Source organism: Zoogloea sp. JDB1 (genome assembly GCF_056724025.1).
Genome location: NZ_CM161496.1, coordinates 4362020 through 4382627, shown reverse-complemented (window position 1 = coordinate 4382627; position 20608 = coordinate 4362020). Strand labels below are relative to the sequence as shown.

17 protein-coding genes and 2 tRNA genes are annotated in these 20608 nt (G+C 61.8%); 9 read left to right on the top strand and 10 right to left on the bottom strand.

From position 1 onward, the window contains the following. The first annotated feature begins 83 nt into the window (after positions 1-83). From AC1PPK_RS19855 to AC1PPK_RS19825, 7 genes are all read left to right on the top strand, one after another. Positions 84-1013, top strand: a complete 930-nt coding sequence (locus AC1PPK_RS19855) for a CobD/CbiB family protein (RefSeq protein ID WP_481114737.1) — start codon at positions 84-86, stop codon at positions 1011-1013. Positions 1014-1040: 27 nt separating this feature from the next. After that, positions 1041-2225: an acetyl-CoA C-acyltransferase family protein gene (locus AC1PPK_RS19850; RefSeq protein ID WP_481114736.1), complete on the top strand. Its 1185-nt coding sequence runs from the start codon at positions 1041-1043 to the stop codon at positions 2223-2225. 140 nt (positions 2226-2365) lie between these two features. Then, on the top strand, positions 2366-2644 hold the full coding sequence (rpsT, locus tag AC1PPK_RS19845; RefSeq protein WP_481114735.1) for a 30S ribosomal protein S20: 279 nt from the start codon (positions 2366-2368) through the stop codon (positions 2642-2644). A 270-nt stretch (positions 2645-2914) separates the two neighbouring features. After that, positions 2915-3187, top strand: a complete 273-nt coding sequence (locus AC1PPK_RS19840; RefSeq protein ID WP_481114734.1) for an HU family DNA-binding protein — start codon at positions 2915-2917, stop codon at positions 3185-3187. 33 nt (positions 3188-3220) lie between these two features. Continuing rightward, positions 3221-3296 (top strand) — tRNA-Val (locus tag AC1PPK_RS19835). A gap of 25 nt (positions 3297-3321) precedes the next feature. Beyond that, positions 3322-3398 (top strand) — tRNA-Asp (locus AC1PPK_RS19830). Between the two features lie 295 nt (positions 3399-3693). Then, entirely contained in the window at positions 3694-5598 is a 1905-nt protein-coding gene (locus AC1PPK_RS19825) for a SurA N-terminal domain-containing protein (RefSeq protein ID WP_481114733.1), read from the top strand. 72 nt (positions 5599-5670) lie between these two features. Here the strand turns inward: AC1PPK_RS19825 and fabI are convergent, their stop codons facing one another. Beyond that, a complete protein-coding gene (fabI, locus tag AC1PPK_RS19820; protein ID WP_481114732.1) occupies positions 5671-6462 on the bottom strand; it encodes an enoyl-ACP reductase FabI in 792 nt (263 codons plus the stop codon). Between the two features lie 96 nt (positions 6463-6558). Here fabI and AC1PPK_RS19815 point away from each other — a divergent pair, with 96 nt between their 5' ends. Beyond that, the gene (locus AC1PPK_RS19815; protein ID WP_481114731.1) at positions 6559-8730 is read left to right on the top strand and encodes an ABC transporter substrate-binding protein; all 2172 of its coding nucleotides are present in this window, start codon (positions 6559-6561) and stop codon (positions 8728-8730) included. A gap of 11 nt (positions 8731-8741) precedes the next feature. Here AC1PPK_RS19815 and AC1PPK_RS19810 read toward each other — a convergent pair whose 3' ends face one another. The 9 genes from AC1PPK_RS19810 to xseA all read right to left on the bottom strand — a co-directional run bounded on the left by AC1PPK_RS19810 (position 8742) and on the right by xseA (position 19701). Continuing rightward, the gene (locus AC1PPK_RS19810; RefSeq protein WP_481114730.1) at positions 8742-9125 is read right to left on the bottom strand and encodes a hypothetical protein; all 384 of its coding nucleotides are present in this window, start codon (positions 9123-9125) and stop codon (positions 8742-8744) included. 73 nt (positions 9126-9198) lie between these two features. Further along, a complete protein-coding gene (locus tag AC1PPK_RS19805) occupies positions 9199-10128 on the bottom strand; it encodes an FAD:protein FMN transferase (protein ID WP_481114729.1) in 930 nt (309 codons plus the stop codon). Then, a complete protein-coding gene (locus tag AC1PPK_RS19800) occupies positions 10125-10691 on the bottom strand; it encodes an FMN-binding protein (RefSeq protein ID WP_481114728.1) in 567 nt (188 codons plus the stop codon). Before AC1PPK_RS19800 ends, AC1PPK_RS19805 begins: the two co-directional genes overlap by 4 nt. Before the next feature lie 86 nt (positions 10692-10777). Further along, the gene (locus AC1PPK_RS19795) at positions 10778-12133 is read right to left on the bottom strand and encodes a porin (protein WP_481114727.1); all 1356 of its coding nucleotides are present in this window, start codon (positions 12131-12133) and stop codon (positions 10778-10780) included. Positions 12134-12183: 50 nt separating this feature from the next. Continuing rightward, positions 12184-13377: a cytochrome-c peroxidase gene (locus AC1PPK_RS19790; RefSeq protein ID WP_481114726.1), complete on the bottom strand. Its 1194-nt coding sequence runs from the start codon at positions 13375-13377 to the stop codon at positions 12184-12186. A 247-nt stretch (positions 13378-13624) separates the two neighbouring features. After that, positions 13625-14275, bottom strand: a complete 651-nt coding sequence (locus AC1PPK_RS19785; RefSeq protein WP_481114725.1) for a DUF4136 domain-containing protein — start codon at positions 14273-14275, stop codon at positions 13625-13627. Positions 14276-14334: 59 nt separating this feature from the next. Further along, the gene (locus AC1PPK_RS19780) at positions 14335-17469 is read right to left on the bottom strand and encodes an error-prone DNA polymerase (RefSeq protein ID WP_481114724.1); all 3135 of its coding nucleotides are present in this window, start codon (positions 17467-17469) and stop codon (positions 14335-14337) included. A gap of 166 nt (positions 17470-17635) precedes the next feature. Continuing rightward, positions 17636-18223, bottom strand: coding sequence for a superoxide dismutase (locus AC1PPK_RS19775; protein ID WP_481114723.1), 588 nt, complete (start codon positions 18221-18223; stop codon positions 17636-17638). Between the two features lie 119 nt (positions 18224-18342). Further along, positions 18343-19701: an exodeoxyribonuclease VII large subunit gene (gene xseA, locus AC1PPK_RS19770; RefSeq protein WP_481114722.1), complete on the bottom strand. Its 1359-nt coding sequence runs from the start codon at positions 19699-19701 to the stop codon at positions 18343-18345. Between the two features lie 298 nt (positions 19702-19999). Between xseA and AC1PPK_RS19765 the strand changes: the two genes are divergently transcribed. Next, a complete protein-coding gene (locus tag AC1PPK_RS19765) occupies positions 20000-20605 on the top strand; it encodes a MotA/TolQ/ExbB proton channel family protein (protein WP_481114721.1) in 606 nt (201 codons plus the stop codon). The last annotated feature ends 3 nt before the right edge of the window (positions 20606-20608 follow it).

The following is a 20608-nucleotide window of genomic DNA, read 5'->3' as shown; positions in this document are numbered from 1 at the left end:
GTTTGTGTTGTGTCAGTTTGGTGGTATCGTGGCCCATATCTTATAGGCTTGAACCATGAGGGCCCATCAAAGCCCCCCGCCGCATGACCCTGTTTTCGCTGATTGCCGCCTTGCTCCTGGAGCAACTTCGTCCGCTCCCCGTGGAGCGTTTCGTAAAGGCCCCCCTAGGCGTTTTTGCCCGTTTTCTCGAGGATCGTTTCAACGACGGTGAGGCACGCCATGGCGCTGTTGCGTGGTGGGTGGCGATTACTATCGCCTGCTTCAGTTCGGCATTGATGTATTTCATCCTTTGGCATGTGCATCCTGTATTGGCTTTTGCCTTCAATGTGCTGGTGCTTTACCTGACGATGGGGTTCCGTCAGGTCAGCCATTTTTTTACTGATATTCAGTTGGCGCTGCGCATGGGGGAACTTCCTCAGGCAAGGCGGCTGATCACCGAGTGGCGGGGGCGTAGTCATGATGGTGCGAGCTCCAGCGAAGTGGCAAGGTTGGCAATCGAAGAAGCGCTGGTTGCGTCGCACCGTAATGTTTTTGCGGTAGCCTTCTGGTTCATCTTGATGCCGGGCCCCAGCGGCGCTGTCTTTTATCGACTTGCGCATTTCTTCCATGAGGCGTGGGGAAGCCGGGAGCAATCGGACGAATTTGGTGACTTCGGAGACTTCTCGCGCAAAATTTTCGCTATTCTTGACTGGCTGCCGGTGCGGCTGACCGCGATCGCTTTCTCGATCGTCGGCGATTTCGAGGATGGTGTGTATTGTTGGCGGGCCCAGGCTTCGCAGTGGAAAGACAAGACTTCCGGCATCCTTCTCGCAAGTGGTGGAGGGGCTCTGGGGGTACGTCTGGGGATGCCGGTACACGAGTCCGGAGACGTGTTGGAGCGTCCGGAAATGGGTGTCGGAGATGAAGCTGACGCCGATTTTATGCAAAGTACTATCGGCCTGATCTGGCGTACGCTGGTGCTGCTGTGTCTTGTGTTGGCGCTGTTGGGTGTTGCCGGATGGGTTGGTAATTAACCGTAGCAATTCTGAGGAGGAGTTCACATGGCTAATCGTGAAGTGGTGGTTTTGAGTGCAGTACGTTCTGCTATTGGTGCCTTTGGGGGTGCGCTGGCAGAATTCGATTCGAGCGATTTGGCCGGCATCGTGATGAAGGAGTCGGTTGTCCGATCGGGCGTGGATCCTCAGTTGATCAACTATGTCACCGTGGGCAACTGCATGCCTACTGATTCCCGTTACGCTTACGTGCCTCGAGTGGCTTCCATTCAGGCAGGCTTGCCGATGGAGTCGGTCGCGATGCAGGTTGGCCGTCTGTGTTCATCGGGTCTGCAGGGGATCGTCACTACTGCTCAGAACATCCTGCTCGGCGATGCTGATTATGGCGTTGGTGGCGGCGTCGAGGTCATGTCCAAGGCTGCCTACCTGATGCCGGCGCTGCGTTCGGGCGCACGCATGGGCGACACCAAGGCTATCGACAGCATGGTCGCGGTCCTGACCGATCCGTTTGGCGTTGGCCACATGGGTATCACCGCCGAGAACCTGGCTGCCAAGCACGGTATCAGCCGTGAAGAGCAGGACGCGTTTGCCGTCGAGTCCCAGCGCCGCGCTGCGCTGGCGATCGATGAAGGTCGCTTCAAGTCGCAGATCGTCCCGATCGTCAAGCAAACCCGTAAGGGCGAGGTCGTCTTCGATACCGACGAGCATGTCAAGCGTGGGACGACGATGGAGTCCCTGGCCAAGATGAAGCCGGCGTTCAAGAAGGACGGTACGGTGACTGCCGGCAACGCGTCCGGCATCAACGACGGTGCTGCGTTCTTTGTGCTGGCTGATGGTTCCACGGCGGTCAATGCGGGTTACAAGCCGATCGCACGCCTCGTGTCCTACGCGGTTGCTGGCGTGCCGAACGACGTCATGGGCGAAGGTCCGATCCCGGCCTCGCGTCTTGCACTCAAGAAGGCTGGCCTGTCCCTAGACCAGATGGATGTCATCGAGTCGAACGAAGCGTTCGCCGCGCAAGCTCTGGCGGTCTCGAAGGTTCTTGGTCTGGACCCGGCGAAGACGAACCCGAACGGTGGGGCGATCGCCCTGGGCCACCCGGTTGGGTGCTCCGGCGCCTTCATCGCGACCAAGGCTCTGTACGAACTTGAGCGCATCGGCGGCCGTTATGCGCTGGTGACCATGTGTATCGGCGGCGGGCAGGGTATCGCAACGATCTTCGAGCGCATCTGAGTTTTCAGGTAGTTTTAATGCCCCGCACGGGAACGTGCGGGGCATTTTCGTTTTGGGAAAGGTTCGAAAGGCCTTGCAAGAAGAACACGCTTGCCATTAGAATCCCGCCTTTAATGCATTTATTTTAGGATTACTCAAAGATGGCCAACTCGGCACAAGCCCGTAAGCGCGCCCGTCAAGCAGTCAAGGCCCGCGCCCTCAACATGAGCCTGCGTTCGCGTCTGCGCACCGCTATTAAGGCTGTTCGCAAGGCAGTCGTGGCTGGTGACAAGCAAGTGGCTCAGCAAGTTTTTGTGGTTTCCCAGCGTACCATCGACAGCATCGCTGACAAGAAAATCATCCACAAGAACAAGGCCGCTCGTCACAAGAGCCGCCTGTCCGCCTCCATCAAGGCGATGGGTGCTGTTGCTGCAGCTTAAACATATCGATTGATGTGCGGCATGCCCCTAGAAGGGCATGCATTGCAGAGCAACGTATGTATGCAAAAGACCGCGCTTGCGCGGTCTTTTGTATTTCCGAGATGGGAGCTGAGCATTACTGATGGTGTCTTCATGGCTCTTGTCTTGACATCCTGATTTTTAGCGCGCTATATAGAATCAATCTCTGTGCGCATCCGCGGTCTCGCAATATTGCGCCAGCATTTGTCGTCGGGGTTTCCTGTTTGTTTGTCTGATAACGAGGGGGCTTGTATGAACAAATCCGAACTGATCGACCAAATCGCTGTTGGTGCCGACATTTCGAAAGCTGCTGCGGGGCGAGCGTTGGATGCTGCTATTGGTGCAGTCAAGCAAACCTTGAAAAAGGGTGGGACGGTAACCCTGGTGGGTTTTGGGACCTTCCACGTAGGGGAGCGTGCCGCACGAAGTGGCAGAAATCCGCGGACAGGTGCCGCGATCAAGATTGGATCGGCAAGAATTCCTAAATTTAGGCCTGGTAAAGCATTGAAAGATGCACTACAATGACTCCCTCTTGATTTCGAGAAGTCTTCGATGTCCGGGTGCTTAGCTCAGTTGGTAGAGCGTCGCCCTTACAAGGCGAATGTCGGCGGTTCGACCCCGTCAGCACCCACCAGTCACTTGATGGCTGGAATCGAAATGGAGTGGTAGTTCAGTTGGTTAGAATACCGGCCTGTCACGCCGGGGGTCGCGGGTTCGAGTCCCGTCCACTCCGCCAACAAAATCAAGGTTTTCATATGAAAAAAGGTCACGATAAGTGGCCTTTTTCTTTTTTGTCTTCACCATTCATTGGGCCTTGTCCCCTACGATTCCTGCATGTAGACTCGGCCAGTCATGCAGTGGCTACGGTTTGATTGAACGTTGGGCTGGCATGCTCCTCGTTCCCTGCCGTATTCGCTCAAACGGCGATCACACGAATGTAAGGCGAGAAAAAGGGCGAACTGAGGTTCGCCTTTTTTGTATTCTCCAGCCGAGAGTCGCTTGCCAATAAGCGTAGTAACTAAGGACCCCGCATGTTTGATGCTGTACGCAACAACAAGAAGATCGTTCAGGTTTTTCTGCTCCTAATTACGTTGCCCTTCGCTTTTTGGGGGGTGGATTCCTATGTTCGCAACATGAGCGGTGGTGGCGAGCTTGCAACCGTTGGGGGCTCAGCCATCGGCCAGGCTGAGTTCCAGCAGGCGCTTCATGAGCAGCAGGAGCGCATGCGTGCGGCTCTGGGGGCTAATTTCAATCCGGCGATGATGGAGACGGCGGAGGCGCGTCGTGCCGTACTGGATAACCTGGTGAATCAGCGTCTGCTGGCGCTTGATTTGGCCAAGAAGCATGTGATGGTATCGGATCAACGTGTTCGTGACACTATTACATCGATTGCCGCCTTTCAGGATAACGGGCAGTTTTCCCTGCCTCGCTATGAGGCTGTGCTGAAGGCACAGGGGATGACGCAGGCTGTGTTTGAGGCGCGTTTGCGTCAGGATCTGGCCTTGCAACAGGTGATCGGTGTCGTGGCCGAAGGTGTCCTCGTGTCGCACAAGTCTGCTGAGGGTGTCTACTCTGTTCAGCAGGAGGAGCGTCAGATTAGCGAGGTGCGACTGGGGGCTGCAGATTATGCAGCATCAGTTAAGCTCCCCGAGGATGCCGAGCGTAAGTTCTACGAAGCGAACCGGAAGCGTTTTGAAGTGCCGGCCCAAGTCCGGGCTGAGTACCTTGTTCTCAATCAGGACGAACTGGCCTCCCAGTTGCTTCCCAGTGATGCAGATCTCCGTAAAGAGTATGACGCCCATCCCGAGCGTTTCCGTCAAAGCGAGGAGCGTCGTGCGAGTCACATTCTGATTAAGGCCGATAAAGCAGCTGGCCAAGCCGCCTTGAAGGCAGCCAAAGACAAAGCGGAAGGGTTGCTCAAGCAGGTCAAGGCGAGCCCCGTAGAGTTTGCGAAGCTGGCCAAGGAGAATTCCCAGGATCCGGGGTCGGCGGATAAGGGTGGAGATCTCGGCTATTTCGCCCGCGGTGCAATGCTCAAGCCCCTTGAGGAGGCGGTTTTTGCGCTGGCCAAGGAAGGCGATGTGTCGGGTGTCGTGCAGTCGGATTTCGGTTTTCACATCATTCGGCTGACTGGCGTGAAGGCAGAGAAGTTGCGCGCCTTTGACGAGGTCAAAAGCGAGATCGCGACGGAGCTCAAGCGCACGGAGGCTGCGAAGAAGTTTGCCGAGTTGGTCGATGGGTTCAGCAATACGGTCTATGAGCAGGCGGATAGTCTCAAGCCGGCAGCCGAGAAGTTCAAGCTGCAGATCCGTACTACCGACTGGTTCGCGCGGGAAGGCAAGGTGGCGCCGCCGTTTGATAATCCTAAGCTTGCCGCGGCACTCTTTTCCGAAGATAGCATCAAGAACAAGCGCAACACGGAAGCCGTTGATGTTGGCAGCGGAGCCATGGTGGCTGCCCGGGTACTGGAGTTCAAGCCGTCGTCCATTCGCCCGTTTGAAGAGGTGAAGGCCGATATCGCCAAGGTGCTCATCAACGAGGAGGCCAGCAAGCTGGCGGAGGCAGATGGTGCTGCCAAGCTTGCCAAACTCGTTAAGGGCGACTCGCTTGAACTGGCGTGGGGGGCGTCCCACGCTTTGCTGCGGGGCGCTCAGGACTTGCCGCCGGATGCTGTAAGAGCGGTGTTCCGTGCTCCGGTAGACAAGCTCCCGAGTTACGTTGGAGCTCAGGTGCCGGGGGCTGGATATACCATCTTCCGCATCGAGAAGGTCAGTCGCCCAACCTTGGCTGAGAGTGACCCGCGTCTTGATGCCTTGCGTCAGCAATATTCGCGGATCCTGGCTGAGCAGGACTTCTCTGCGTACGTTGCTGCCCTGCGCAAGCGTTATGACGTGAAGATCAACATGGCAGCGCTGGAGCCGGCGAAAGAGAAGTAATCGGATGTCCGTGCGGTAGAAATAAAAAAAGCCCTTGTTTAACAAGGGCTTTTTTGTTTCTACCGGTGGCGATCAGCCTTGGTCTGGATTCCCCAAAGCCGTGGTGTTGAAGCCACCATCCACGTACATGATTTCCCCGGTGACGCCGCTTGCCAAGTCCGAGCACAGGAATGCGGCGACGTTGCCAACTTCTTCGATGGTCACGTTGCGGCGCAGCGGCGCGTTGCGTTCATTGAAGGCCAGCAGCTTTCCGAAACTACCGATACCGGAGGCTGCAAGCGTCTTGATCGGGCCTGCGGAAATGGCATTGACGCGCGTACCTTCAGGTCCGAGGCTTACGGCCATGTAGCGAACTGCTGCCTCGAGGCTGGCTTTGGCCAGACCCATGATGTTGTAGTTGGGCATGGTGCGTACTGCGCCCAGATAGGACAGGGTGAGCAGCGACCCATTGCGTCCTTTCATCAACGGTCGGGCGGCCTTGGCCAGTGCCGGAAAGCTGTAGGCGCTGACTTCCTGGGAGATCCGGAAGGCCTCGCGGCTGGCGTTGTCCAAGAAATCTCCCTCTAGGGCTTCACTGGGTGCGAAGGCGATGGAGTGAACGAGGCCGTCCAGGCCGTCCCATTGCGCGCCGAGGTCGGCGAACAACTTGGCAATTTCGTCGTCGTTCTGCACATCGCAGGGATAAACCATTGAGCTGCCAAACTCGGCAGCCATCTTGGAAACCCGTTCGACGAAGCGTTCGTTCTGATAGGTAAACGCAAGTTCGGCACCTTCCCGGTGCATGGCTTTGGCGATCCCGTAGGAAATCGAGCGGTTGGACAGCAATCCGGTGATGAGAATGCGTTTGCCGGCGAGAAAGCCCATGTAAGGTGTCTCCAGTGAATAACCTCTCGATTATAACGGATGCTTCCCGCACGTGCGTTGCCGCGGACCGAGGGGGTATCCGTTAGACTTAGTGCCATGCGTACGACAATTTCTCATTTCTGTCTGGTCTTATTCGCTCTCGTGAGTGTGGGTTGTGGCCAGGTATGGAACGACCCGTACCCTGCGGCGGAGCGAGGGCAGAACATCCTCTACACGGCGTTCACGCAGCGTCCCAAGCATCTGGACCCAGTGCAGTCCTACAGTGAAGACGAGGCGATTTTCCTGAGCCAGATCTACGAGCCGCCGCTGCAGTACCACTATTTGAAGCGCCCCTTCCAGTTGGAGCCGATGGCTGCCGCACAGATGCCGGTGCTTCGCGAATACGATGTGGAGGGACATCTTTTGCCAAAGGGCAGCGATCCGGCCAGGATTGCGCGCAGCGAGTACGAGATTCACATCCGGCCTGGGATTCGCTACCAGCCTCACCCGGCTTTTGCAGTGGACGCGAAGGGCGAGCCTGTTTATTGGCGGCTGCGGGAACAGGACCTTGCAGAGAAGCGTGGGCTCGGTGATTTTCCGGAGACAGGTACGCGTGAGCTGACCGCTGATGATTTCGTGTATCAGATCAAGCGTCTGGCTCACCCTCGCCTGCATTCACCAGTGCTCGAGTTGATGAGCGATTACATTATTGGTCTGAAGGATCTGCAGGCGCGTCTGCTGGCCGATGAGAAGGCGGGTCGGATTTCTCCGCCAGGGGGATGGATCGATCTGCGCCGCTACCCTTTGAGCGGCATCGAGGTGGTTGATCGTTACACCTATCGGATCAGCATCAAGGGAACATACCCTCAGTTTCCTTACTGGCTGGCCATGAGTTTCTTTGCACCGCTTCCATATGAAGCCGATCGATTCTTCTCCCAGCCTGGTATGGCGGAACGTAATCTGACGCTGGATTGGTGGCCGGTTGGAACCGGGCCTTACATGTTGTTGGAGAACAATCCCAATGCGCGCATGGTGTTGGCTCGAAATCCGAATTTCCATGGGGAGACCTATCCCTGCGATGGAGAGCGGGGGGATCGAGAGGCGGGCTTGCTCGCCGACTGTGGCAAGGTGATGCCGTTCGTCGATAAGGTGGTGTTTACTCGGGAGAAAGAGAGCATCCCGTACTGGAACAAATTCCTGCAGGGCTACTACGATGCATCCGGCGTCTCGTCGGACAACTTCGATCAGGCGGTACAGATGGGGGGGCAAGGCGATGTGACCTTGTCCGACGAGATGGCGGCCAAGGGCATCAAGCTCAATACATCGGTGGCACCGAGCGTGATGTACATGGGCTTCAACATGCTCGACCCGGTTGTGGGCGGCAATGGCGAACGGGCCCGCAAGCTTCGGCTAGCCCTGTCGATCGCCATCGACCAAGAGGAGTTCATCTCCGTATTCCTGAATGGACGTGGCTTGCCAGCCATGCATCCGATTCCACCGGGCATTTCGGGGTATCGGGAGGGCAAGGCCGGGATCAACCCGTATGTCTATGACTGGGTCGATGGCAAACCCAGCCGCAAGTCTGTGGATGAGGCTCGCCGCCTGCTTGTCGAGGCGGGGTATCCGGGTGGGCGGGATGAGAAGACTGGCGAACCGCTGGTGATCAACCTCGACACCACCGGTACCGGCCTGGGAGACAAGTCCTCCGTCGACTGGCTCTCCAAGCAACTGGAGAAACTGGATATCCAACTGGTGGTCAGGGCGACCGATTACAACCGCTTCCAGGACAAGATCCGCAAGGGCAACGCCCAACTCTTCTATTGGGGGTGGAACGCTGATTATCCCGATCCGGAGAACTTCCTGTTCCTGCTCCATGGTGCCCAGGGTAAGGTCAAGAGCCAGGGGGAGAATGCGTCGAATTACGAGAACCCAGAATACGATCGTCTGTTCGATCGCATGAAGGCAATGCCGGACGGCCCTGAGCGCACCGCCATCATCGAGCGCATGCTGGCCATCCTGCAGCATGACGCGCCCTGGGTCTGGGGCTTTTACGAAAAGGCCTACACGCTGCAGCACGGCTGGGTCTACAACCGGAAGCCCGGAAAAATCATCCGCAATACGCTGAAGTACCAGCGTATTGATGTGGAGGCCAGGGAGCGAAAGCGTGCGGAGTGGAATACCCCCGTCCTATGGCCTTTAATCCTCGTTGTGGTGTTGGGGGTTGCGCTTGTCACGCCCGCCGTCGTGCACTACCGTCGGCACGAGCAGGCCGCGGCTGATGGAAGTTGAGCTGGAGCTGCTCAAACCGGGCGCTTGCGTGCCCTGACGGCTTGAATGATGTGCAGCAGCAGGCCGAAGGGCAGAAGCATTCCGCTACTCATATGGATCCAGCTGCTTGTCGCTCGTTGCGATTCATCGGCAAGGTAGTACAAGCCGTAGCCACTAAGAATAAGGACGGCCCACAGCAGGAACAGGCTGCCACCCGATAGTCGATGGGTGCCCCGGTGCCAAGCGGGCTGTACGTGGGTCGTCCAGATGCTGCCCAGCACGGCCAGTCCGAGCATGGCTGCGGCGCCATGTACGCGCATCGCCCAGGGTTCAACGGGATGGCGGGCGGCATCTTCCGGCAACGGCAGCAGGTAGTGGGCCAGCATCCAGGCGATGCCGCTCCCAAGCAGCAGCATGGTGCTCAGGTGGACGGCATGGCGTTGTCGGCGCCCGGGGCGGACGGATTTGCGGGGCCGTGAGTGCGGATGTTCATGCATGAAGAGGCTGTCGTCCTAAGGGGGCGCCATGGCCCAGCGCCGACCAGAAGCCGGGGCTGGCCTGGAGGGTATCCGGTGCCTCGATGATGGCGGCGCTGGCGCCGAGTTCGGCCAGCAGGGGGCTGGCAGCCCGGCCAAGCAGGCTGACGATCTTGGTCAGCGCGTCGGCCTCACAGCAGGTACCGGCAATCACCGTCACACTGCGCGGGCGGGATTGTGCAACGCCGTGGCAGGGATGAACAATGGGCGACGCGTCCATTTGACCGCCGCGGCACCCGAGAAGGAAGTTGCCCGAACTGGCAACCGCCTTGTTTGCAATGTGGCCGAGAGGAACGGACCGGGATGCATCGTCCGGATGCCGGACCGCCAGCGGATGGCGTTGTCCCTGGCGGCTGAAATGGCGGAGGTCGCCACCGGCATTCACGCAGGCATTTTGCACGCTGAGGCGTTCCAGGGCGTCGATCGCCCGGTCCACGGCGTAGCCCTTGGCGATGCCGCCCAAGTCGATCCATAGGGGGCGCCGGAAGCGCACGCTGCCGCCTTCGTCGATCTCGATGTCTTCCCAGCCCGCTTCCTTGTCGGCATCGGGTGCCGCGGGGCTGGGCAGCATCCCGCGCTGCACCAGTGCCGGGGCGATCGTCGGGTCGAAGAGACCGCTGGACAGCTGTGCGAAGCGGCGGGCTGCAAGGAGCACGGCCTGGGTGCCGGCGCTCACGGCCACGGGGTGCAGATGGGCTTCCCGGTTCAGCCGAGATACGTCGCTGTCCGGCGAGTGGAAGCTCATTGCCTGGTGAACGGCCGCGATTTCCTCGAATGCAGCGTGCAGCGCCGTTTCGGCGACGCGGTCATTCGCCGCCGTTACGTCGATATGTACATAAGTCCCCAGCCACGGACGGATCCGTCGCAAGGTGCAGGTGCTCATCGAGATTTGGCGAGCTGGGCGTGCAATGCCAGAAGGCGCTGAACACCAGCGGTAAGGTGGGAGCAGGACAGGGTGGCGCCGCTGATGTTCTTGATGTCGTCACCGAAATGGAAGGGTGTCTCCAGGCGGCGACCGGCGAACTGCTTGCGCCAGCTCGGCATGCGGACCTCGTAGCCGTGGGTCTCGCGGTACTCGAGAATCTCCAGGGAACGGACGGCGCCATCGGCACCGATCGCCACCGCGTAGGTGACCCATTCGACCTTGCCCAGCACATCGTCCACGTAGAGCGTGCCGAGCAGCTTGTTGCCCGCCCAGGCATCGATCTGCCGGACTTCCCCGCGCTGGCGCACGCTGGCCACGGCGTCGAGGCTGTGGAGTTGTTCGGGCGTCAGGCGCAGCGTACGCGCATCGAAACGGTCGGCGTCGGGAAAGGCCGCCTTTTCGGCCTGCTCGACGCTCATGTACTGGGCCGCCTCGACGGCGGGGGGGCAGAGGGCGCTCAGGCCGGCGCTGGCCAGGCTGACGAGGGAGACCGTGCTCCAGCTGTCACAGGACTTGCTCATCATTGTTCCTTCGTTGAAAGCACAAAACCCGGCGGGTCGGGGAGAGCCGCCGGGCAGGGTGGGAGGATACCGCGTTCGTCTCCGGATCAGAACTGATAGCCGATGCCCAGGTTCAGGCGATCGCGGGTGCGCTCCAGCTGGAAGCGCTGCACGTCGGCCTTCAGCACCACGTTGTCGCCGACACGCAGGTTGGCGCCGAGGGTCACGACCTTCTCGTCACGCTGGGAGTCGGTCTCCAGGCCCGCCGGCATGGCCGCGTAGTTGGCTGCCGTGTTGAACACCTCGTAGCGCGCGAAAGGGCTCAGACGGTATTCGCCGCCTTCCCACAGTTTGTAGGCAGCCTGGGTGTACCAGCCGTAGAAGGACTTGGGCACCAGGGTGCCGCCGGCGAATTGCAGGTTGAACTCGCTGGTGTCGGTGATGGTGCCGCGGGCGTACAGGGCGGACAGATCCCACTTGCCGGGCGTCCAGCGCGCGTGGGCGTCCCACAGGGTCACGCGGGCATCGGGAGCGTAGAGGCCGGCCTTGGTGCTGTCCGCAGCGGTGTTCTTGTGGGAGACCTTGCCCGAGAATACGCCGGCGCCCACGTCCAGGCCGGGGGTGCCGCGCCAGCTGACGGCGCCGTAGGCCGACAGGTTGTTGGCCTTGGCGAGCTGGCCTTCCTGGTGCAGGGCCCCGAGGGGCGACTCCTTGCCCTCGGTGCTGGTGCCGTCCCACTTGTTGAGGTCGAAGCCGCTGGTGAGGCCGACGTCCCAGCGCAGTCCGGCATCGGTCACGCCGAAGGCGGACATGCCGACCTCGCGCCAGGTGGTTGGGATGATGGCCGTTTCGACGAAGTTGCGTTCCACGCCGTAGTAGGAGGTCGGCTCGTGGCTGAGGTTCATGAAGCCGAGGGGGATCAGGAACAGGCCGCCCTTCAGGCCGACGTTGTCATTGAGACGGTGCTCGACATAGAGCTGTTCGACTTCGGCCTCGCCTTGATCGGAGGAGGAGGCGATGGCGTGCTCGAACTCGAATTCGGCGACGATGCGGGTGCGCTCGGAAGCCTGGTGAGTCACGCCGAGCACAGCGCGACGGACGTCCATCTGGGTGTTGCTCTGATCGCGGAAGGGGCGGTTGTAATTGACTTCGCCGTAACCGAAGAAGCTGGTCTGGCCGCTGGAGCTGCTGACGGCCAGGGGCGCCTGGTAGGCCTGCGCAGGTGCCGCGGCGGGGCTCGGGACGGCAACTGGAACCGGAGCCGCAGAGGCGGTGGCGGCTGCAACTGGAGCCTGGTTGGCCGTTGCCTGGGCCTTGACGGTCTTCAGCTCAGCCTTGACGGCTTCGAGTTCGGCCGCGAGGCGTTCGAGCCTGGCCATCAGCTCGGTGTCGGTTGCGGCATGAGCGCTGCCGGTGGCAAACAGGGCCGCGAGGGCCAGACAGATCGGGGTGCTCTTCATCATCGTTTCTCCGGAATCAGCAAGCAGGCGTCAATGTGGAAGTCGGTATGGGCTCAGGGAGCGTAGCCGTCGGTCAGGGTGTTCAGGAAGGTCACCAGGTCGGCAATCTCGCTCTCGGTGAGGGCAGGGGAGTCGCCGGGCTTCCGGTTGTACGGCACCTCGACGGTATTCACGTTCTTGCGGTAGGCAGCGGGTAGGTCGTTGAACTTCTGCACCGTGCCACTGGTGTCGGTGGGGTACCACTCCTCGGGGTTGGTGTCGCGACGGACGTAGAAGCGAACCGCGTCGGTGAGGGTCTTGATGGCGCCGTTGTGGAAGTAAGGGCCGGTCTTGGCGATGTTGCGCAGGGTTGGCACCCGGAAGGCGCCGCACAGGTCGGTGCGGGCGGACAGATCGGTGCGCACCGGGCCGCACAGGCCGAGGTCGTAGTAGCTGGCATCGGCGTTGGCGTTGATGTCCATGTTGCGCGGCACGCCGAGCGTGTCATAGGTGAAGTCGGTGAACAGCGGGGGATGGCCGTCCGCAGAGGTGCCGACGTGGCAGGCTGTGCAGTTGCCCTTGTTCGGGTCGTTGAATAGGGCCCAGCCGCGCATCTCCGCGTCGGTGAGCTGGGCCTTGCCGGCGAGCCACAGGTCGAACTTGCTGCTGAACGGGGCGAAATCGGCGTCTTCCAGCTGGTACTGCTGGAGCGCGTATTGCAGGCGGGCGAAGGCGTCGGCGGGGCGGCTGAAGATGTCGCTGCCAAAGACCTTCATGAATTCCGCGGCATTGGTGGAGCGCTTGAGTTTGGCGACCACGTCGTCGGCGCTGGTGTTGGCCATCTCGTTCGGGTTGAGGAGGGGGCCCGAAGCCTGATCGCCTAGGGTGTTGGCGCGGCCGTCCCAGGTGAAGCCACCGGTCGGTGTGCCGTCCTTGGCGAAGTAGAAGGCCGTATTGAATTTGAGGTACTTGAGCGACGGGGCCTGACGCCCGGCTTCGTGGCCGGCATCCGCACCGGCGGGCACCGAGCGGCTGTCGGTGGCAGCGTAGTGGTTGGCCTTGACGTGGCAGGTGGCGCAGGACATGGCGCCGGTGCTCGACAGGATCGGGTCGTTGAACAGCTTTTCGCCGAGTTGGGCGGCTGCGGACAGGTTGCTCGTTGCGGTGTCTGTGCCGCTTCCCCCGCTGCTTCCTCCTCCGCCTCCACCACAGGCCACAAGCAGCAGGGTCATGGATAGGGATAGGGTAATCCGGGCGAGGCGGTGCATCGAAGGGCTCCAGTCAGTCGGCGTCGGCAGTGACCTGGGCGGCCTGATGGCCGGGCAGGCTGTGTCCTCTTCGCTGGCTGGCTGGGCGGGTCTAATCGCTTGGCTGGCTTGCGTTTGCGAATGTAAAACAGGATTCATTCGCAAATGAGAATGAATCCTATGTTAAGGCTGGAACCCGAAATGGTCAATGCCCCTGACCTGAATAGGGGTGTTTTGTGCTGCTCAGGAAGAAAAAAGTGGCTCGCTCTCAGTCTGGCGGTAGCAGCCCTTCGTCCCTGAGGCGCTTGCCGAGCAGGTCGATCAGTTCGTCCACGAGGCGGATGGACGATTCCGGATTGATGGATTCGCTGACTGCCGACCATACCGGCTTGGCATCCGGCAGGCGGTACAGCAGGGTCTCGACGACGACGCGGGTGGTGTCGACGGTGTAGCCCGGGGTTTCGTGGGTGTAAGGGTAGTAGGTGAAGAAGGGGTTGTAGTAGGGCCGATAGTAAGGCCCCATCCGCCAGAAGAAGGGGTCGGGTCCGAACTGGGTCTGCGGGGGAACGACGGTCTGTGTCTTGTCCACGGACACCAGGCGGGCGATGAGGGCGCTGTCGAATCCGCCTTCGATCAGGTGTCGACGAACGCTGTCGGTCTCGGGCCGGGGTTCGAGATCGAGCAGATGTCCGGCAGTGGCCTGCAGGCTCCTGGGCATGCGCTGGACGATCCGGTTCTCGGCCATCATGCGCAGGTTTTCGTCGTCCTTCACGGAGACGAAGACGGCAATCTTGCGTGGAGTGACGGCGGGCACGCTGGTGTCCCGCCAGCTGGACTTGATGGTGCTGGTCGCGCAGCCCGTCAGGAGGAGCATGCAGGGTACGAGAAATGTCACTACGGACAGGGGGCGGAAACGCATGGGCACTCCGGGCGAGGTGGAATCTTCGTTTGAATGAGACCGCGAAAAGGCGATGGGATTCAATGAAAGTCCCGGCTCTTGGGGGCCAACTGTCCAAGCAGCGCAGAGCGGTCTACGACCCTTTTGGCGTGCAGGTGCACCACCTTGCCCTGGCGGGCGATCTGTCCATAGACGCCAAGCAGGCTGGTGCCCAGCAGGATGCGTCTTTCGGCCTCAAGGAGTTCGGGCCGGACGATGACGTTGATCCAGCCGGTTTCGTCTTCGAGGGTGACGAACATCGTGCCCTTGGCCGTGCCCGGACGCTGGCGGCAGGTGACGATGCCAATTGCCCGGGCCAGCTTGCGGTCCGGGCAGTTGGAAATCTCTGTCGCGGTCAGGAAGCGTTCGGCCCGTAAGCGGGGGCGCAGGAAGAGCAGTGGATGCCGCCCCAGGCTGAAACCCAGGCGCGCATAGTCGGCGATCAGATCCTGGGTTTCGCTGGGGGCGGGCAGGGCGAGGCTGTCGTCGGCCAGCGGCACCTGGTGGAGCAGGCCGGGAGCTGCCTGGGCGCCGCTGGCGGCCCACCAGGCCTGGCGCCGGTGGCCGGCCAGGCTGGCGAGGGCGCCGGCGGATGCCAACGCGCGGAGCTCTTCGGGATCGAGTCCGGCCCGGCGCGTGAGGTCGTCCACCGACAGAAAGGCACCGTCCTGCCTGGTGGCGACGATGCGTTCTGCGGCGGCGGCATTGAAGCCCTTGACGAGGCGCAGACCGAGGCGGGCGGCGGGGATGTCCGGGGCACTGCTGGAGGCTTCCTGCGTGCACTCCCACTCGCTGGCGCCGACATCGGCCGGCCGGACTTCGACATGGTGGCGACGGGCATCCTGGATCAGCTGGGACGGCCCGTAGAAGCCCATCGGCTGGCTGTTGAGGAGGCCGCACAGGAAGGCTGCTGGCTCAAACCGTTTGAGCCAGGCGGAAACATAGACCAGTAGTGCGAAGCTGGCCGCGTGGGATTCCGGGAAGCCATAGCTGCCAAAGCCCTGGATCTGCCGGCACAGCGCCTCGGCGAATTCCCGTGGGTAATCGCGATCAAGCATGCCGGCCGTCAGGCGCTCCTGGTAGTGCTGCAGGTCGCCCTGGCGTCCCCAGGCGCCCATGGAACGACGCAGTTGGTCGGCGTCGCCGGGGCTGAAGCCGGCGGCGACCATCGCCAGCTGCATGACCTGTTCCTGGAAGATCGGCACACCGTAGGTACGGGACAGAACCGGTTCGATCTCCTCCCGCGGATAGTCGATGGGCTCCTGGCGGGCGACCTTTTCCCGCGCCTGCAGGTAGGGATGGACCATGCCGCCCTGGATTGGCCCCGGGCGGACGATGGCCACCTCGACGACCAGGTCGTAGTAGGTACGGGGCCTCAGGCGGGGCAGCATGCTCAGCTGGGCCCGGGACTCCACTTGGAAGACGCCCATGGCGTCGGCTTCGCACAGCATGTCGTAGACGGGGGCCTGCTCCCGCGGGATGTCGGCCACCGTGAAGGGGCGGCCGCGCCAGCGGGAGATGAGGTCCAGGCTGCGGCGGATCGCCGACAGCATGCCGAGGGCCAGCACGTCCACTTTCAGCAGCCCGAGGGTTTCCAGGTCGTCCTTGTCCCACTGAATGACTGTGCGTTCGGTCATGGCGGCGTTTTCGACCGGGACCAGTTCGGCAAGCGGTCCGCGGGAAATCACGAAGCCCCCCACGTGCTGGGACAGGTGACGGGGAAAGCCGACGAGCGTATTGGCGAGTTCGAGCAGCCGTTGAGTACGCGGTGCGTCCGGATCGAGGCCGGCTTCGCGCAGGCGCTCCGGAGCTACCTGGCTGCCGTCCCACCAGGCCAGGCGGCGGCTGAGCTGTTCCAGTTGGCCGAGATCAAAGCCGAGGGCACGGCCCGCATCACGGAGGGCGCTGCGGGGACGGTAGCGGATTACAGTGGCGGTCAGGGCGGCCCGGTCCCGGCCATATTTTTCGTAGATGTACTGGATGATCTCCTCGCGCCGGTCGTGTTCGAAGTCCACGTCGATGTCGGGCGGTTCCCGGCGCTCCTTCGACACGAAGCGCTCGAAGAGCAGATGCCCGTCCTCCGGCGTGACCGCGGTGATGCCCAGCGCGTAGCACACCACCGAGTTGGCCGCCGAACCGCGGCCCTGACACAGGATCTTCTTGCTACGGGCGAAGCGGACGATGTCCTCAACGGTAAGGAAGAAGGCCTCGTATTTGAGATCGATGATCAGCGCGAGCTCCTTGTCGGCCTGGGCGCGGATGTCGGCCGGAACCCGATCCCGACCGTGCGCGGCAGGCGGGTAGCGGCGCTGCAAGCCGGCGTTCACCAAGGTGCGTAGATGGGAGCCTGCCGTTGTGCCGGCAGGCACGATTTCTTCTGGATATTCGTAACCGAGTTCGCCAAGTGGGCATTCGCAGCGGGCGGCGATACGCAGCGTCTCGGCCAGCCACTCCGGTGGGTGGCGGTGGGCGAGGCGCTGGCGGCTCTGCAGGTGGAGTTCGGCATTGGCGACTAGCCGGTAGCCGGCCTCGTCGAGGCTGCAATGATGGCGCAGTGCACTCAACACATCGGCCACGGGCTGGCGCGACGGGTGGTGCATCAGAGGTGCGCAGGTGCTGGCGACCGGGATGCCGGCGGCGTGTGCTGATGCGCTGATCCACGCCTGTCGGCGGCGGTCGTCGGCGCCCATCGGGAGGAGGGCGGCGATCCAGGCCCTGCCAGGGAAAAGGGCGGCCAGCCAGCCGGCTTCGTCCGTGAGTGTGGTGGAGACGGCGTCCGGCGGAATCAGCAGGGCCAGGCAGTGGCCGAAGTCGCCGTTCAGATCGTGCCGGTGCAGCTGGTACTGCCCCTTCTCCATTGCTAGCCGGCCGTGACTGATGAGGCGGCACAGCTGGCCGTAACCCTGCCGGTTCTCGGCGAGCAGCACGAGCTGCGGGCCGTCCTCGAGCTGGATGCGGGTGCCGACGATCAGCTGCAGCCGTTCCTTGCGCGCCTGCCAGGCAGCGTAAGCCCGCACGACGCCGGCCATGGAGCATTCGTCGGCCAGCGCCAGCGCGGTATAGCCGAGGGCCGCGGCCTGTTCGACAAGCTCCTCCGGGTGGGAGGCGCCGGTCTGGAAGCTGAAGTTGGAGCGGGCACAGAGCTCTGCAAAAGCGGGAGGATCCTGTTGGGGCATGAAATAACTGTATATAAATTCAGTTATCTCAACAAGCCACACTTCCACGCTTCAATACGTGCTCAAAAAGAACAGCCCCGACACGGCGTGAGCCGGTGTCGGGGCTGTTCCGGGAGCGGCGACCTATCAGGTCACCAGGCTCCCGGTGGCTGCAGCCGCTTCGCGATCAGGCGAAGTTGGCGGCAGCGAAGTCCCAGTTGGCCAAGCTGTTCAGGAAGGTTTCCACGAACTTGGGACGGGCATTGCGGTAATCGATGTAGTAGGCGTGTTCCCACACGTCGATGGTCAGCAGGGGCTTGCCTTCGCCGCTCTTCAGCGGGTTGCCGGCGGCGCCGGTGTTGACGATGTTGACGGAGCCGTCGGCCTTCTTGACCAGCCAGGTCCAGCCGGAACCGAAGTTGCCGACGGCGGAAGCCTGGAAGGCCTTCTTGAACTCGTCGAAGGAGCCCCACTTGGCGTTGATGGCGTCAGCCAGCGCGCCAGCCGGAGCGCCGCCGCCGTTCGGCTTAAGGGAGCTCCAGAAGAAGGTGTGGTTCCAGACCTGGGCTGCGTTGTTGTAGATGCCGCCGGCAGGGGCCTTCAGGAAGGTCTCTTCGACGGACAGGTTTTCGTACTCGGTGCCCGGGATGAGGTTGTTCAGGTTGGTCACATAGGCTTGGTGGTGCTTGCCGTAGTGGTATTCGAAGGTTTCTTCGGAAATGTGGGGCACCAGGGCGTTCTTGGCGTAGGGCAGTTCGGGCAGGGTATGAGCCATTTGTTTCTCCGGGGTGTAGGAAATTGTCCGACTATTCTAGTCGGGATTGGATTCTCTGCACAATCGGCCTCGGCGTACCTCATCCGGTCGCCGGTTCCATCCGCTATTTTGCACCGCAACTAGCCGGAATGCTTGTCTACCTTTGCATCTACGACGCCGTCGTGGAGTTCGACGCTGATGCGATCTCCTGGTACCAGCCCCTTGACGGAGCGAACGATCTGCCCCGAGGCGTCCCGCGTGATGCTGTAGCCGCGGGACAGGACGCCGCGGGGATCGAGGTGGGCAAGGTGTTGGTTCAGGGTGTTGAGTTGCATTCGTCGGTCGGCTAGCAACTTGTGCATGGCGCGCTGCAGTCCTTGCTCTAGCATGTTCAGCTTCTGTTGCCGGCTGGCCAGATCGGGCCTGCGGGCGGCCAGGCGCAGTTCTAGTGTGGTGACCCGCGTCCGTTGGGCCGCAATCTGCCGGGTGATGCGGGCCTGCAGGCGTTGCTGCAGATTTTCCAGCTGCAGCCGGCTGGCGTACAGGCGCTGGCGGGGGTGGATCAGGCGCGCGGCGGCCCGGTCGAGGCGCTGGGCGGCGTTCTCCATGCGCCGCTCCATCGCCCGCTTGAGGCGGTGCGCCAATTGTTCCAGTCCATCCCGTGCTTCCACATAGCCGGCGCTGACCAGCTCGGCTGCCGCGGTCGGCGTGGCCGCACGCAGGTCGGCGGCGAAGTCTGCAATGCTCACGTCGGTCTCGTGGCCGACGCCGACCACCACCGGCAAGGGGCACGCGCGAACGGCCCGGGCGACGCTTTCGTCGTTGAAGGCCGCGAGGTCTTCCAGGCTGCCGCCGCCGCGTACCAGCAAAAGCACGTCGTTGCCGTCCTGCCGGGCGCGGAGGCCGGCCTGGCGGATGGCTGCGACGATCTGGGCGGGCGCGTCGGCCCCCTGGACCAGACTTGGATACAGGCTGAGCCGAACGTGTGGCGCCCGGCGCGCCAGTGCGGCCGTCACGTCGCGCCACGCGGCGGCCTGGGGAGACGTGACGACTGCAATACCTTGCGGAAAGCGTGGCAGCGGACGCTTGCCCGCCAGGTCGAACAAACCTTCCGCCTCCAGGCGTGCTTTCAGACGCAGGAAGGCCTCATAGAGATTACCGATGCCGGCCTGGCGAATGGATTCGACATTCAGCTGGTAATCCCCGCGGGCTTCGAACAGCGTCACCAGGGCCCGTACTTCGACGCGCATGCCGTGCTCCAGGCGGAAGCCGAGCAACTGCGCGCGGTTGCGCCACATGGTGCAACGCACCTGTGTTTGGTCGTCCTTGAGGGTGAAGTACACATGCCCGGAGGCGGCGCGGGTGAGGGTCGAAACCTCGCCGGCGACCCACAGTAGCGGGAAGCTGCCTTCCAGCGCTTCGCGGGCCGCGCGGTTGAGCCAGGACACGGAAACGACTTCGCCGGAGTTGACTTTGGTGCTGGTTTGCGGGGTGTTCATGGGGGCGGATTCTAACGGAATCCACATCCCGCCCATGGCGGGGCAAAAAAATCCAGTTCAGGCCCTTGACTTGCCGATAAACTTGTAAGTGATTGATTTATAACATATGTGTATGTCGCCTCATTTTTGACCCGACCACTAAAAACCCTTACAAACTACGGGTTTAGCGCCCGCCCTTGGCATCAATCCACAAAGTTATCCACAGAATTTGTGGATTGTCTGACACGCTCCATGTGTTGCTCTGCAACCTGGGGCAGGTTAGAGTCATGGGCTTCGTCCGATTCTCAGGAGCGTTCGCGTGTTCGCCATTCTTCAAGCTGCCGGCTGGCCGATCTGGCCCTTGTTGTTTGCTTCGATCGTGGCCGTGGCCTTGATCATTGAGCGGCTCATCACGCTGCGTCGCAGCAAAATCCTGCCCGATGGCCTGGTGGACAAAGTCGTCGCCGAAATGCGTCAGAGCGGCGTGACGCCGGAGATGCTGAACCGCGTGGCGCTCAGCTCCCCTCTGGGGCGTGTTCTGGCCGCAGGTCTGCGCAACGTGCGCAGCCCGCGTGATGTGATGAAGGAGTCCATCGAGGAGACCGGTCGCGCGGTAACCCACGATCTGGAGCGTTTCCTGACCACCCTTGGCACCATCGCATCGATCAGCCCGTTGATGGGCCTGTTCGGCACGGTCGTCGGCATGATCGAGATCTTCGGCTCCCAGGCTCCCGGCGGCTCCAATCCCCAGCAACTGGCCCACGGTATCTCCATCGCGCTCTACAACACCGGGTTCGGCCTGGTTATCGCGATTCCGAGCATGATCTTCTGGCGCCATTTCCGCGCCACCGTCGATGGCCTGGTGATCGAGATGGAGCAGCAGGCCATCCGTCTCGTCGAACTGATCCACGGCGAGCGTCGCTGAGGC